22 protein-coding genes are annotated in these 10,124 nt (G+C 62.2%); all 22 read left to right on the plus strand.

Translation table 11 applies throughout. The annotated features are described in order from the left end of the window. The coding region (locus NKH12_RS28635; RefSeq protein WP_476738618.1) for an EF-Tu C-terminal domain-related protein at nt 1-94 on the plus strand (94 nt) is incomplete at its 5' end. A 63-nt stretch (nt 95-157) separates the two neighbouring features. Then, entirely contained in the window at nt 158-466 is a 309-nt protein-coding gene (gene rpsJ, locus NKH12_RS28640) for a 30S ribosomal protein S10 (protein ID WP_006205468.1), read from the plus strand. 94 nt (nt 467-560) lie between these two features. Continuing rightward, nucleotides 561-1,307 carry a 50S ribosomal protein L3 gene (rplC, locus tag NKH12_RS28645; protein ID WP_352956216.1) on the plus strand — a complete coding sequence of 249 codons (747 nt, stop codon included), beginning with the start codon at nt 561-563 and terminating at the stop codon, nt 1,305-1,307. Then, nucleotides 1,307-1,927, plus strand: a complete 621-nt coding sequence (gene rplD, locus NKH12_RS28650; RefSeq protein ID WP_027154042.1) for a 50S ribosomal protein L4 — start codon at nt 1,307-1,309, stop codon at nt 1,925-1,927. The genes rplC and rplD overlap by 1 nt, the downstream gene beginning before the upstream one ends. Next, the gene (locus tag NKH12_RS28655) at nt 1,924-2,217 is read left to right on the plus strand and encodes a 50S ribosomal protein L23 (RefSeq protein ID WP_010909275.1); all 294 of its coding nucleotides are present in this window, start codon (nt 1,924-1,926) and stop codon (nt 2,215-2,217) included. Before rplD ends, NKH12_RS28655 begins: the two co-directional genes overlap by 4 nt. A 23-nt stretch (nt 2,218-2,240) precedes the next feature. Next, nucleotides 2,241-3,074 carry a 50S ribosomal protein L2 gene (rplB, locus tag NKH12_RS28660; RefSeq protein ID WP_095488566.1) on the plus strand — a complete coding sequence of 278 codons (834 nt, stop codon included), beginning with the start codon at nt 2,241-2,243 and terminating at the stop codon, nt 3,072-3,074. A gap of 16 nt (nt 3,075-3,090) precedes the next feature. Further along, the gene (rpsS, locus tag NKH12_RS28665) at nt 3,091-3,369 is read left to right on the plus strand and encodes a 30S ribosomal protein S19 (protein WP_006205463.1); all 279 of its coding nucleotides are present in this window, start codon (nt 3,091-3,093) and stop codon (nt 3,367-3,369) included. A 2-nt stretch (nt 3,370-3,371) separates the two neighbouring features. After that, nucleotides 3,372-3,761, plus strand: a complete 390-nt coding sequence (gene rplV / locus NKH12_RS28670; protein ID WP_006205462.1) for a 50S ribosomal protein L22 — start codon at nt 3,372-3,374, stop codon at nt 3,759-3,761. Further along, nucleotides 3,761-4,486 (plus strand): 30S ribosomal protein S3, encoded by a 726-nt coding sequence (gene rpsC / locus NKH12_RS28675; protein ID WP_352956217.1) that lies wholly within the window; start codon nt 3,761-3,763, stop codon nt 4,484-4,486. Before rplV ends, rpsC begins: the two co-directional genes overlap by 1 nt. Before the next feature lie 27 nt (nt 4,487-4,513). After that, complete coding sequence (gene rplP / locus NKH12_RS28680) at nt 4,514-4,927, plus strand: 50S ribosomal protein L16 (RefSeq protein ID WP_023799290.1); 414 nt, start codon at nt 4,514-4,516, stop codon at nt 4,925-4,927. A gap of 13 nt (nt 4,928-4,940) precedes the next feature. Further along, nucleotides 4,941-5,141 (plus strand): 50S ribosomal protein L29, encoded by a 201-nt coding sequence (gene rpmC / locus NKH12_RS28685; RefSeq protein WP_006205459.1) that lies wholly within the window; start codon nt 4,941-4,943, stop codon nt 5,139-5,141. A gap of 11 nt (nt 5,142-5,152) precedes the next feature. After that, the gene (gene rpsQ, locus NKH12_RS28690) at nt 5,153-5,392 is read left to right on the plus strand and encodes a 30S ribosomal protein S17 (RefSeq protein WP_023799288.1); all 240 of its coding nucleotides are present in this window, start codon (nt 5,153-5,155) and stop codon (nt 5,390-5,392) included. 82 nt (nt 5,393-5,474) lie between these two features. Next, complete coding sequence (gene rplN / locus NKH12_RS28695) at nt 5,475-5,843, plus strand: 50S ribosomal protein L14 (protein ID WP_006205457.1); 369 nt, start codon at nt 5,475-5,477, stop codon at nt 5,841-5,843. Between the two features lie 12 nt (nt 5,844-5,855). Continuing rightward, nucleotides 5,856-6,170, plus strand: a complete 315-nt coding sequence (gene rplX, locus NKH12_RS28700) for a 50S ribosomal protein L24 (protein ID WP_013531428.1) — start codon at nt 5,856-5,858, stop codon at nt 6,168-6,170. Beyond that, complete coding sequence (rplE, locus tag NKH12_RS28705) at nt 6,163-6,741, plus strand: 50S ribosomal protein L5 (RefSeq protein WP_023799287.1); 579 nt, start codon at nt 6,163-6,165, stop codon at nt 6,739-6,741. Before rplX ends, rplE begins: the two co-directional genes overlap by 8 nt. Before the next feature lie 27 nt (nt 6,742-6,768). Beyond that, nucleotides 6,769-7,074 (plus strand): 30S ribosomal protein S14, encoded by a 306-nt coding sequence (gene rpsN / locus NKH12_RS28710; RefSeq protein ID WP_029352223.1) that lies wholly within the window; start codon nt 6,769-6,771, stop codon nt 7,072-7,074. Between the two features lie 12 nt (nt 7,075-7,086). Then, nucleotides 7,087-7,485, plus strand: a complete 399-nt coding sequence (gene rpsH, locus NKH12_RS28715) for a 30S ribosomal protein S8 (RefSeq protein ID WP_006205453.1) — start codon at nt 7,087-7,089, stop codon at nt 7,483-7,485. Between the two features lie 92 nt (nt 7,486-7,577). Continuing rightward, a complete protein-coding gene (gene rplF / locus NKH12_RS28720; protein ID WP_023799285.1) occupies nt 7,578-8,111 on the plus strand; it encodes a 50S ribosomal protein L6 in 534 nt (177 codons plus the stop codon). Between the two features lie 84 nt (nt 8,112-8,195). Beyond that, a complete protein-coding gene (gene rplR / locus NKH12_RS28725) occupies nt 8,196-8,555 on the plus strand; it encodes a 50S ribosomal protein L18 (RefSeq protein ID WP_029352225.1) in 360 nt (119 codons plus the stop codon). 81 nt (nt 8,556-8,636) lie between these two features. Then, complete coding sequence (rpsE, locus tag NKH12_RS28730; protein WP_006333394.1) at nt 8,637-9,200, plus strand: 30S ribosomal protein S5; 564 nt, start codon at nt 8,637-8,639, stop codon at nt 9,198-9,200. A 26-nt stretch (nt 9,201-9,226) separates the two neighbouring features. After that, the gene (rpmD, locus tag NKH12_RS28735; RefSeq protein ID WP_006205449.1) at nt 9,227-9,424 is read left to right on the plus strand and encodes a 50S ribosomal protein L30; all 198 of its coding nucleotides are present in this window, start codon (nt 9,227-9,229) and stop codon (nt 9,422-9,424) included. Nucleotides 9,425-9,446: 22 nt separating this feature from the next. Continuing rightward, complete coding sequence (gene rplO / locus NKH12_RS28740; RefSeq protein ID WP_352956218.1) at nt 9,447-9,920, plus strand: 50S ribosomal protein L15; 474 nt, start codon at nt 9,447-9,449, stop codon at nt 9,918-9,920. Nucleotides 9,921-10,124 lie beyond the last annotated feature (204 nt).

Here is a 10,124-nt window from a genome sequence, read left to right on the forward strand (position 1 = left end):
CGTGCCGATCGCCATGGAAGAGAAGCTGCGCTTCGCCATCCGTGAAGGCGGCCGCACCGTCGGTGCCGGCATCGTCGTCACCATCAAAGAGTAATTTGGACTTAAACCGATCTGTCGCGGGCGCTGCCCGCGCCGCGCCAGAACAAGGAAGTGACGCATGAACGGACAGAATATCCGCATCCGCCTGAAGGCGTTTGATCACCGGGTGCTTGACGCCTCGACGCGGGAAATCGTGTCGACGGCCAAGCGCACCGGCGCCAACGTCCGCGGCCCCATTCCGCTGCCGACGCGGATCGAAAAGTTCACGGTCAACCGGTCGCCTCACGTCGACAAGAAGAGCCGCGAGCAGTTCGAGATGCGCACGCACAAGCGTCTGCTCGACATCGTCGATCCGACCCCGCAGACGGTCGACGCTTTGATGAAGCTTGATCTTGCCGCCGGTGTCGACGTCGAGATCAAGCTCTAAGGAACCAGAGGAGCGGGGCGACCCGGAACTCTGAAGGAACAAGAGGCGTGGAGGGGCGACAGCCCCGACAGGGAACTCTAAAGGAATTGAACCGATGCGTTCAGGTGTGATTGCAAAGAAGGTGGGAATGACCCGCATCTACAACGATGCCGGGGAACATGTTCCCGTCACTGTTCTCCAGATGGAGAACTGCCAGGTCGTGGCGCAGCGCACGCAGGAGAAGAACGGCTATACCGCCGTCCAGCTCGGCGTTGGCCTTGCCAAGGTGAAGAACACGTCGAAGGCGATGCGCGGCCATTTCGCGACCGCTTCCGTCGAGCCGAAGGCAAAGGTTGCCGAATTCCGCGTCTCCGCCGACAACATGATCGATGTCGGCGCCGAGATCACTGTCGAGCATTTCGTCGTCGGCCAGAAGGTCGATGTGACGGGAACCACGATCGGCAAGGGTTTTCAGGGCGTCATCAAGCGGCACCACATGGGCGGTGGCCGCGCAACCCACGGCAACTCAGTCTCGCACCGTACGCACGGCTCGACCGGCCAGCGCCAGGACCCGGGCAAGGTGTTCAAGGGCAAGCATATGGCCGGCCACATGGGCGACACCCGCGTCACCACGCAGAACGTCGAGGTCGTCTCGACCGACGCCGATCGCGGTCTGATCCTGATCCGCGGCGCGGTTCCCGGTTCGAAGGGCGCCTGGATCCTGGTCCGCGACGCGGCCAAGGTTGCGCTGCCGGCCAATGCGCCCAAGCCTGCCGCAATCCGCGTCATTGCAACCAATGATGGCGCCAAGAACGATGCCCCGGCCACAGTAGATGTCCCGGCCACAGAGGGAGCGGAATAATGGACCTCAAAATCACAACGCTTGGCGGCAAGGACGCCGGCAAGGTGAAACTCTCCGAGGAGATTTTCGGCCTTGATCCGCGCGAAGACATCCTGCAGCGCGTCGTGCGCTGGCAGCTTGCCAAGAAGCAGCAGGGCACGCACAAGACCAAGGGTCGCGCCGAGATCGCCCGCACCGGGGCCAAGATGTACAAGCAGAAGGGTACGGGCCGCGCCCGCCACCATTCGGCACGCGCTCCGCAGTTCCGCGGCGGCGGCAAGGCCCACGGGCCGGTCGTCCGCAGCCACGAGCACGACCTGCCGAAGAAGGTGCGTGCGCTGGGCCTCAAGCATGCTCTGTCTGCCAAGGCCAAGAGCGCATCGCTCATCATCATCGACGAGCTGATGCTGACCGAGGCCAAGACCAAGGCGCTGATCGCGAATTTCGCGACGCTGGGCCTGTCCAACGCCCTGCTGATCGGCGGCGCCGAGCTCGACAAGAACTTCAAGCTGGCGGCGACGAACATCCCGAACATCGACGTGCTGCCCATCCAGGGCATCAACGTCTACGACATTCTGCGCCGCGGCACGCTGGTCCTTTCGAAGGCCGCCGTCGAGGCTCTCGAGGAGCGCTTCAAATGACCGACCTTCGTCACTACGACGTGATCGTCTCGCCGGCGATCACCGAAAAGTCGACCATGGCTTCCGAGCAGAACCAGGTCGTCTTCAACGTCGCCAAGAAGGCGTCGAAGCCGGAAATCAAGGCTGCCGTCGAAGCGCTGTTCGGCGTCAAGGTGATGGCCGTGAACACGCTTGTCCGCAAGGGCAAGATCAAGCGCTTCCGCGGCACGATCGGCCGCCAGAGCGACGTCAAGAAGGCGATTGTGACGCTGGCCGACGGCCAGTCGATCGACGTCGCGACGGGTCTCTGAGCAAGACCGCGAGGACAACAAACATGGCACTGAAAAAATTCAACCCGATAACGCCGAGCACCCGCCAGCTGGTCATCGTCGATCGCTCGGGCCTCTACAAAGGCAAGCCCGTAAAGGGCTTGACCGAAGGCCTGACCAAGTCGGGCGGCCGTAACAATTACGGCCGCATCACGGCCCGTTTCATCGGCGGCGGTCACAAGCGTACGTACCGCATCATCGACTTCAAGCGCCGCAAGTTCGACGTTGTCGGCACGGTCGAGCGTATCGAATACGATCCGAACCGCAGCGCCTTCATCGCGCTGATCAAGTATGACGATGGCGAGCTGTCCTACATCATCGCTCCGCAGCGCCTTGCTGCCGGCGACAAGATCGTGGCCGGCGAAGCGGTCGACGTGAAGCCGGGCAATGCGATGCCGCTGGCCTCGATGCCGGTCGGCACGATCGTCCACAACATCGAGCTGAAGCCGGGCAAGGGCGCCCAGGTTGCCCGTTCGGCTGGCGGTTATGCTCAGCTCGTCGGCCGTGACCAGGGCATGGCGATCCTGCGCCTGAACTCAGGCGAGCAGCGTGTCGTCCACGGCTCCTGCATGGCCACTGTCGGTGCCGTGTCCAACCCAGACCACGGCAACATCAATGACGGCAAGGCCGGCCGCACGGTGTGGCGTGGAAAACGTCCGCACAACCGCGGCGTGACCATGAACCCGGTCGACCATCCGCATGGCGGCGGCGAAGGCCGCACCTCGGGTGGCCGGCATCCAGTTTCGCCTTGGGGCAAGCCGACCAAGGGCAAGAAGACGCGGTCCAATAAGGCGACCGACAAGTTCATCCTGCGCTCGCGCCATCAGCGCAAGAGCTAAGAAGAGGTAACGCCAAGTGACTCGTTCGATTTGGAAAGGCCCCTTCATTGACGGCTACCTTCTCAAGAAGGTGGACAAGGTTCGTGAAGGTGGTCGCAATGAGGTGATCAAGATGTGGAGCCGTCGCTCCACCATCCTGCCGCAGTTCGTCGGCTTCACCTTCGGTGTCTACAACGGCCAGAAGCACGTTCCCGTTTCGGTGAACGAGGACATGGTCGGCCACAAGTTCGGTGAATTCGCTCCGACCCGGACCTATTACGGTCATGGCGCGGATAAGAAGGCGAAGAGGAAATAATCATGGGCAAGGCCAAAGCTCCGCGCAGGCTTGCTGATAACGAAGCGCGCGCCGTGTTGCGCACGATCCGTATCAGCCCGCAGAAGCTGAACCTGGTTGCGGCGCTGATCCGCGGCAAGAAGGTCGCGACAGCGCTTTCCGATCTCGAATTCTCGGCCAAGCGGATTTCCGGCACGGTCAAGAAGACGCTGGAATCGGCGATCGCCAACGCGGAAAACAACCACGACCTCGACGTCGATGCGCTGATTGTGGCGGAAGCCTATGTCGGCAAGTCGATTGTCATGAAGCGGTTCCATGCCCGTGGCCGTGGCCGCGCCAGCCGTATCGAGAAGCCGTTCTCGCACCTCACGATCGTCGTCCGTGAAGTCGAAGAAAAAGGGGAGGCCGCATAATGGGCCAGAAAATCAATCCGATAGGTCTGCGTCTCGGCATCAACCGCACCTGGGATTCGCGCTGGTTCGCGAACACCGGCGAGTACGGCCAGCTGCTGCATGAGGACATCAAGATCCGCAAGTATCTTGCGAAGGAACTCAAGCAGGCTGCGATTTCGAAGGTCGTGATCGAGCGTCCGCACAAGAAATGCCGCGTCACCATCCATGCGGCGCGTCCGGGCCTGATCATCGGCAAGAAGGGCGCCGACATCGAGAAGCTTCGTAAGAAGCTGATGGAGATGACGAAGTCCGAGACGCATTTGAATATCGTCGAAGTGCGTAAGCCCGAGATCGACGCGACGCTGGTCGCCCAGTCGATCGCCCAGCAGCTCGAGCGCCGCATCGCGTTCCGCCGCGCCATGAAGCGCGCCGTGCAGTCTGCGATGCGCCTGGGTGCCGAAGGCATTCGCATCAACTGCGCCGGCCGTCTTGGCGGCGCCGAGATCGCGCGCATGGAATGGTACCGCGAAGGTCGCGTGCCGCTGCATACGCTGCGCGCCGACGTCGACTACGGCACGGCCGAAGCACACACCGCCTACGGCATCTGCGGCGTCAAGGTCTGGGTGTTCAAGGGCGAAATCCTCGAGCACGACCCGATGGCTTCGGAGCGCCGCGCCACCGAGGGCGATCATGCGCATGGCGGTGGTGGTGAGCGCGAACGCGGTCGCCGTCGCGAAAACGCCTGAGACAGTTGAGAATTTGGAGTTAGAACGATGCTGCAGCCAAAGCGCACAAAGTTCCGCAAGCAGTTCAAGGGCCGTATCCATGGTGCCGCCAAGGGTGGCACCAATCTGGATTTCGGCGGTTTCGGGCTGAAGGCGCTTGAGCCGAACCGCGTCACCGCGCGCGAGATCGAGGCGGCCCGCCGCGCGATCACCCGAGAGATGAAGCGCGCCGGCCGCGTCTGGATCCGTATCTTCCCGGACGTGCCGGTGACGTCGAAGCCGACCGAAGTCCGCATGGGCAAGGGCAAGGGCGCGGTCGATTACTGGGCGGCGCGCGTCAAGCCCGGCCGCATCATGTTCGAGATCGACGGCGTCAATGAGGAAACCGCCCGTGAGGCGCTGCGTCTCGGCGCGGCCAAGCTCTCGGTCAGGACGCGCTTCGTACAGCGCATCGCAGAATAAGGACGGGCTGATCATGAAAGCCGAAGACATCCGGACCAAGACCCAAGACCAGCTGACCGACGACCTGGCCAGCCTGAAGAAGGAGCAGTTCAACCTGCGCTTCCAGAAGGCCACCGGCCAGCTCGAGAAGACCGCGCGCGTGAGGCAGGTCCGCAAGGACATTGCGCGTATCAAGACCATCGCTGCGGAAAAGTCCGCGGCTAAGAAGGCTTAAGGACGAAAACCATGCCAAAGCGCATTCTGCAGGGCACCGTCGTCAGCGACAAAAACGAGAAGACGGTTGTCGTCAAGGTCGAACGGCGCTTCACGCATCCTGTGATGAAGAAGACCGTGCGCATGACCAAGAAATACAAGGCGCACGACGAGAACAACGCCCACAAGGTTGGCGATCAGGTGTTCATCCAGGAATCGAAGCCGATTTCCAAGGACAAGCGCTGGACCGTCGTGTCTTCGGACCAGGCCTGATCAGGGCGAACGAAACGAATTTTGGACAGACCGGGGAAGGGTGAAGAACCCGTCCCGTTAGAAGAGAAGAAGGCGGCCAGTCATGATTCAGATGCAAACAAACCTCGACGTCGCGGATAATTCCGGCGCCCGTCGTGTCATGTGCATCAAGGTGCTGGGCGGCTCGAAGCGGAAATACGCTTCCGTGGGCGACATCATCGTGGTGTCGATCAAGGAAGCCATCCCGCGCGGCCGCGTCAAGAAGGGCGATGTGATGAAGGCGGTCGTGGTTCGCACGGCCAAGGACATCCGCCGCCCGGACGGCAGCGTGATCCGTTTCGACAAGAACGCGGCCGTTCTCGTCGACAACAAGAAAGAGCCGATCGGCACGCGTATCTTCGGACCGGTTCCGCGCGAACTCCGCGCCAAGAACCACATGAAGATCATCTCGCTCGCGCCTGAAGTGCTGTAAGGAGCCGGACCAATGCAGAAGATTAGAAAAGGCGACAAGGTCGTCGTGCTGGCGGGCAAGGACAAGGGCCGTTCGGGCGAAGTCCTCTCGGTACAGCCGAAGGAAGACACCGCGCTGGTGCGCGGCGTCAACATGATCCGTCGTCACCAGAAGCAGTCCCAGTCCCAAGAGGGCGGGATCATCACCAAGGAAGCGCCGATCCAGCTGTCGAACATCGCGCTGGCCGACCCCAAGGATGGCAAGCCGACCCGCGTCGGTTTCATCTTCCAGAAGGACGGCAAGAAGGTGCGCGTCGCCAAGCGCTCGGGAGAAGTCATCAATGGCTAAGGCTCAAACCAAGCAGGCGACTGCCCAGAACACGCCGCGCCTCAAGCAGGTCTACAACGAGACCATCCGCAAGGCGCTGCAGGAGCAGTTCGGCTACGAAAACGAGATGCAGGTTCCGCGCATCGACAAGATCGTGCTGAATATGGGCGTCGGCGAAGCGACCGGCGATTCGAAGAAGCCTTCGATCGCGGCGGAAGATCTTGCGCTGATCGCCGGCCAGAAGGCCGTCGTCACCCACGCCCGCAATTCGATCGCCGGCTTCAAGGTCCGCGAAAAGATGCCGATCGGCGCCAAGGTCACGCTGCGCAAGGAACGCATGTATGAGTTCCTCGACCGTCTCGTGAACATCGCGCTGCCGCGCGTCCGCGACTTCCGCGGGCTCAATCCGAAGAGCTTCGATGGCCGTGGCAACTATGCCATGGGCATCAAGGAACACATCGTGTTCCCGGAGATCAACTACGACAAGGTTGATCAGATCTGGGGCATGGACGTCATCGTTTGTACGACTGCGAAGACGGACGACGAAGCCAGGGCATTGCTCAAGGCCTTCAACTTCCCCTTCCGCCAGTAACGGCAGCGAGAAAAGGAAAAATCTGAAATGGCAAAGACCAGCTCAGTCGAGAAGAACAACAGGCGCCGCAAGCTTGTGGACCAGTACGCTGCCAAGCGTAAGGCCCTCAAGGCGATCATCATGGATCAGTCCAAGCCGATGGAAGAGCGCTTCCGCGCCCAGCTGAAGCTTGCGGCACTGCCGCGCAACTCGGCCAAGATCCGCATCCGCAACCGCTGCGAAGTCACCGGGCGTCCGCGTGCCTACTATCGCAAGCTCAAAGTATCGCGCATCGCGCTTCGTGATCTCGGCAACAACGGCCAGATCCCGGGCCTAGTCAAGTCGAGCTGGTAAGGAGGACATAACATGTCATTGAGCGATCCTCTCGGCGATATGCTGACCCGCATCCGCAACGCTTACGGCCGCAAGAAGTCGAGCGTTTCGACGCCGGCCTCGCGCCTGCGTACCCGCGTCCTCGACGTGCTGAAGGCGGAAGGCTACATCCGCGACTACAGCCAGACCGACTTCGACAACGGCAAGTCGGAAATCGAGATCGAACTGAAGTATTTCGACGGTGCGCCGGTCGTGCGCGAAATCGCCCGCGTCTCGAAGCCGGGCCGTCGCGTCTACGTTTCGGCAAAGTCGATCCCGCACGTTGCCAACGGCCTCGGCATCGCCATCCTTTCGACGCCGAAGGGCGTGATGGCGGACCATGAAGCGCGTGAACAGAATGTCGGCGGGGAAATCCTCTGCCAGATCTTCTGATCTGGAGCGCGATCCCGGAAAGTGGAATCCGGTTTTCGGACACATGTTCGAAAACAGAGACCTGAAACAAGAGAAGTGACGAGGACAACAAAATGTCTCGTATTGGAAAGAAACCCGTTTCGCTGCCGCAGGGCGTGACCGCGACCGTCGACGGCCAGACCGTCACGGCGAAGGGCCCCAAGGGTGAGCTGAAGTTCGTGGTGAACGACGAAGTGCTGGTCAAGATGGAAGGCAGCGAGATCGCTGTCCAGCCACGCGACCAGACCAAGACCGCCCGCTCAAAATGGGGCATGTCGCGCACGCAGATCGTCAACATCCTGCAGGGCGTCAAGGACGGTTTCGAAAAGAAGCTTGAGATCACTGGCGTCGGCTATCGCGCCGCCATGCAGGGCAAGAACCTGCAGCTGGCGCTCGGCTTCAGCCATGATGTCGTCTACGAAACGCCGCAGGACATCACGATCACCGTGCCGAAGCCGACGGAAATCACCGTGACCGGCATCGACAAGCAGAAGGTCGGCCAGGTTGCTGCCGAGATCCGCGAATATCGCGGTCCCGAGCCGTACAAGGGCAAGGGCGTTCGCTACGCTGGCGAGAAGATCGTCCGCAAGGAAGGCAAGAAGAAGTAATTTCAACGCCGCGGGGAGCGGTCGCGGGAGGCTTGTCCTACCGCATAGGGTTGCCCCCGTTTTTTGAAGGCAAGGACTGATATCATGGGCTCGAAAGAATCCACACAACGCCGCGCTCAGCGCGTCCGCCGCCAGATCAAGAAGGTCGCCGGCGAGCGTCCGCGTCTGTCGGTCCACCGCACGTCGAAGAACATCTACGTCCAGGTCATCGACGACGCCAAGGGCCACACCATCGCTGCCGCCTCGACGCTGGAGAAGGACCTCAAGGGTTCGCTCAAGACCGGTGCCGACACTGCCGCCGCTGTGGCAATCGGCAAGCTGATTGCCGAGCGCGCTTCGAAGGCCGGCGTCAAGGAAGTCGTCTTCGATCGTGGACCGTACATCTATCACGGCCGCGTCAAGGCGCTGGCCGAGGCCGCCCGTGAAGGTGGCTTGAGCTTCTAAAATTTCGCCCCCGGCAACCCCACAGAGGGGAACCGGATATCATTATCAACCGTGCTTCCGGAAAAAAACAAGGAACAGGATATGGCACAGGAACGTAGGGATGGCGGCCGCGGCCGTGATCGCGAAGAGCGCGACGACGGCATGGTGGACAAGCTTGTCCACATCAACCGCGTCGCCAAGGTCGTCAAGGGCGGTCGGCGCTTCGGCTTTGCAGCGCTCGTCGTCGTCGGCGACCAGAAGGGCCGCGTCGGCTTCGGTCACGGCAAGGCGCGCGAAGTGCCTGAGGCGATCCGCAAGGCGACCGAATCGGCCAAGCGCGACATGATCTTCGTGCCGCTGCGCTCGGGCCGTACGCTCCATCACGACGTTGAAGGACGCTGGGGCGCCGGACGCGTTCTGCTGCGCGCTGCCAAGCAGGGTACCGGCATCATCGCCGGCGGCCCGATGCGCGCCGTCTTCGAGACGCTCGGCATGCATGACGTGGTCGCCAAGTCGATGGGTTCGTCGAACCCGTACAACATGGTTCGTGCCACCTTCGACGCGCTGAAGAGCCAGATGCATCCCAAGGATGTGGCTGCCGCGCGCGGCATCAAGTATTCGACCCTTCAGGCCCGCCGCGGCACCGCCGTAGCGGCCGAAGAATAGTCTGATCTGACCAGGGATTTTTGACCATGGCCAAGAAAGCAACCAAGACCATCACCGTCGAGCAGATCGGGTCGCCGATCCGCCGGCCGAAGGAGCAGCGCGCGACGCTGGTCGGCCTCGGCCTCAACAAGATGCACAAGCAGCGCACGCTGGAGGACACCCCCTCCGTGCGCGGCATGATCGCTGCCGTCCAGCATCTCGTCCGCGTCGTGGACGAGGGCTGAACCAGAGCGCAGGAGAACTCAGATGAAACTCAACGATCTGCGTGACAAGGACGGCGCGACGCATTCCAAGAAGCGTCTCGGCCGCGGCATCGGTTCCGGCTCGGGCAAGACCGCCGGTCGCGGCGTCAAGGGCCAGAAGGCGCGCTCCGGCGTCGCCGTCAACGGCTTCGAGGGCGGCCAGATGCCGCTCTACCGGCGCCTGCCGAAGCGTGGCTTCAACAACATCTTCGCCAAGAGCTTTGCCGTCGTGTCGCTGGCCCGCATCCAGGCCGGGCTCGACGCCAAGAAGCTCGACGCCAAGACGATCGTGACGGCCGAAGCGCTGGTCGCAGCCGGCGTCATCCGCCGCGTCAAGGACGGCGTGCGCATCCTCTCGGACGGCGACATCAAGTCGAAGCTCGCCTTCGACGTGGCCGGCGCCTCCAAGACTGCCATCGAGAAGATCGAAAAGGCCGGCGGTTCGGTGAAGCTGCCGGAAAAGGCAGCCGCCGAGTAACGGCGATTTGAAGCGCGATCGGCAAGAGTGGGACACGTTTCGCTTTCGATTGCGCTTTGATCCGATCAATATGGCGGCCGCGTCAACCCGGCCGCTTGGCTGTTTGGCGTACGGGGGGGTTGTCGGGTGCCTCGGTGGCGCCCCCCGCCGGTGGTGGGGGGCCGCGCGGGGGGCCCAGCGGCGACTCACGGGGCGTGTAACCAA

Origin of the sequence: Mesorhizobium sp. M1322, from assembly GCF_040318085.1 — a bacterium.
Taxonomy (GTDB): domain Bacteria; phylum Pseudomonadota; class Alphaproteobacteria; order Rhizobiales; family Rhizobiaceae; genus Mesorhizobium.

Bases quoted from the DNA above. Each gene is read 5' to 3' on its own strand.
- rpsE (WP_006333394.1), top strand. From the start codon at position 8,637: ATGGCACAGGAACGTAGGGATGGCGGCCGCGGCCGTGATCGCGAAGAG.
- rpsC (WP_352956217.1), top strand. From the start codon at position 3,761: ATGGGCCAGAAAATCAATCCGATAGGTCTGCGTCTCGGCATCAACCGC.
- rplE (WP_023799287.1), top strand. From the start codon at position 6,163: ATGGCTAAGGCTCAAACCAAGCAGGCGACTGCCCAGAACACGCCGCGC.
- rpmD (WP_006205449.1), top strand. From the start codon at position 9,227: ATGGCCAAGAAAGCAACCAAGACCATCACCGTCGAGCAGATCGGGTCG.
- rplX (WP_013531428.1), top strand. From the start codon at position 5,856: ATGCAGAAGATTAGAAAAGGCGACAAGGTCGTCGTGCTGGCGGGCAAG.
- rplN (WP_006205457.1), top strand. From the start codon at position 5,475: ATGATTCAGATGCAAACAAACCTCGACGTCGCGGATAATTCCGGCGCC.
- rplP (WP_023799290.1), top strand. From the start codon at position 4,514: ATGCTGCAGCCAAAGCGCACAAAGTTCCGCAAGCAGTTCAAGGGCCGT.
- rplR (WP_029352225.1), top strand. From the start codon at position 8,196: ATGGGCTCGAAAGAATCCACACAACGCCGCGCTCAGCGCGTCCGCCGC.
- rpsH (WP_006205453.1), top strand. From the start codon at position 7,087: ATGTCATTGAGCGATCCTCTCGGCGATATGCTGACCCGCATCCGCAAC.
- rplD (WP_027154042.1), top strand. From the start codon at position 1,307: ATGGACCTCAAAATCACAACGCTTGGCGGCAAGGACGCCGGCAAGGTG.
- rplF (WP_023799285.1), top strand. From the start codon at position 7,578: ATGTCTCGTATTGGAAAGAAACCCGTTTCGCTGCCGCAGGGCGTGACC.
- rpsN (WP_029352223.1), top strand. From the start codon at position 6,769: ATGGCAAAGACCAGCTCAGTCGAGAAGAACAACAGGCGCCGCAAGCTT.
- rplO (WP_352956218.1), top strand. From the start codon at position 9,447: ATGAAACTCAACGATCTGCGTGACAAGGACGGCGCGACGCATTCCAAG.
- rpsJ (WP_006205468.1), top strand. From the start codon at position 158: ATGAACGGACAGAATATCCGCATCCGCCTGAAGGCGTTTGATCACCGG.
- rpmC (WP_006205459.1), top strand. From the start codon at position 4,941: ATGAAAGCCGAAGACATCCGGACCAAGACCCAAGACCAGCTGACCGAC.
- NKH12_RS28655 (WP_010909275.1), top strand. From the start codon at position 1,924: ATGACCGACCTTCGTCACTACGACGTGATCGTCTCGCCGGCGATCACC.
- rpsQ (WP_023799288.1), top strand. From the start codon at position 5,153: ATGCCAAAGCGCATTCTGCAGGGCACCGTCGTCAGCGACAAAAACGAG.
- rplV (WP_006205462.1), top strand. From the start codon at position 3,372: ATGGGCAAGGCCAAAGCTCCGCGCAGGCTTGCTGATAACGAAGCGCGC.
- rplC (WP_352956216.1), top strand. From the start codon at position 561: ATGCGTTCAGGTGTGATTGCAAAGAAGGTGGGAATGACCCGCATCTAC.
- rplB (WP_095488566.1), top strand. From the start codon at position 2,241: ATGGCACTGAAAAAATTCAACCCGATAACGCCGAGCACCCGCCAGCTG.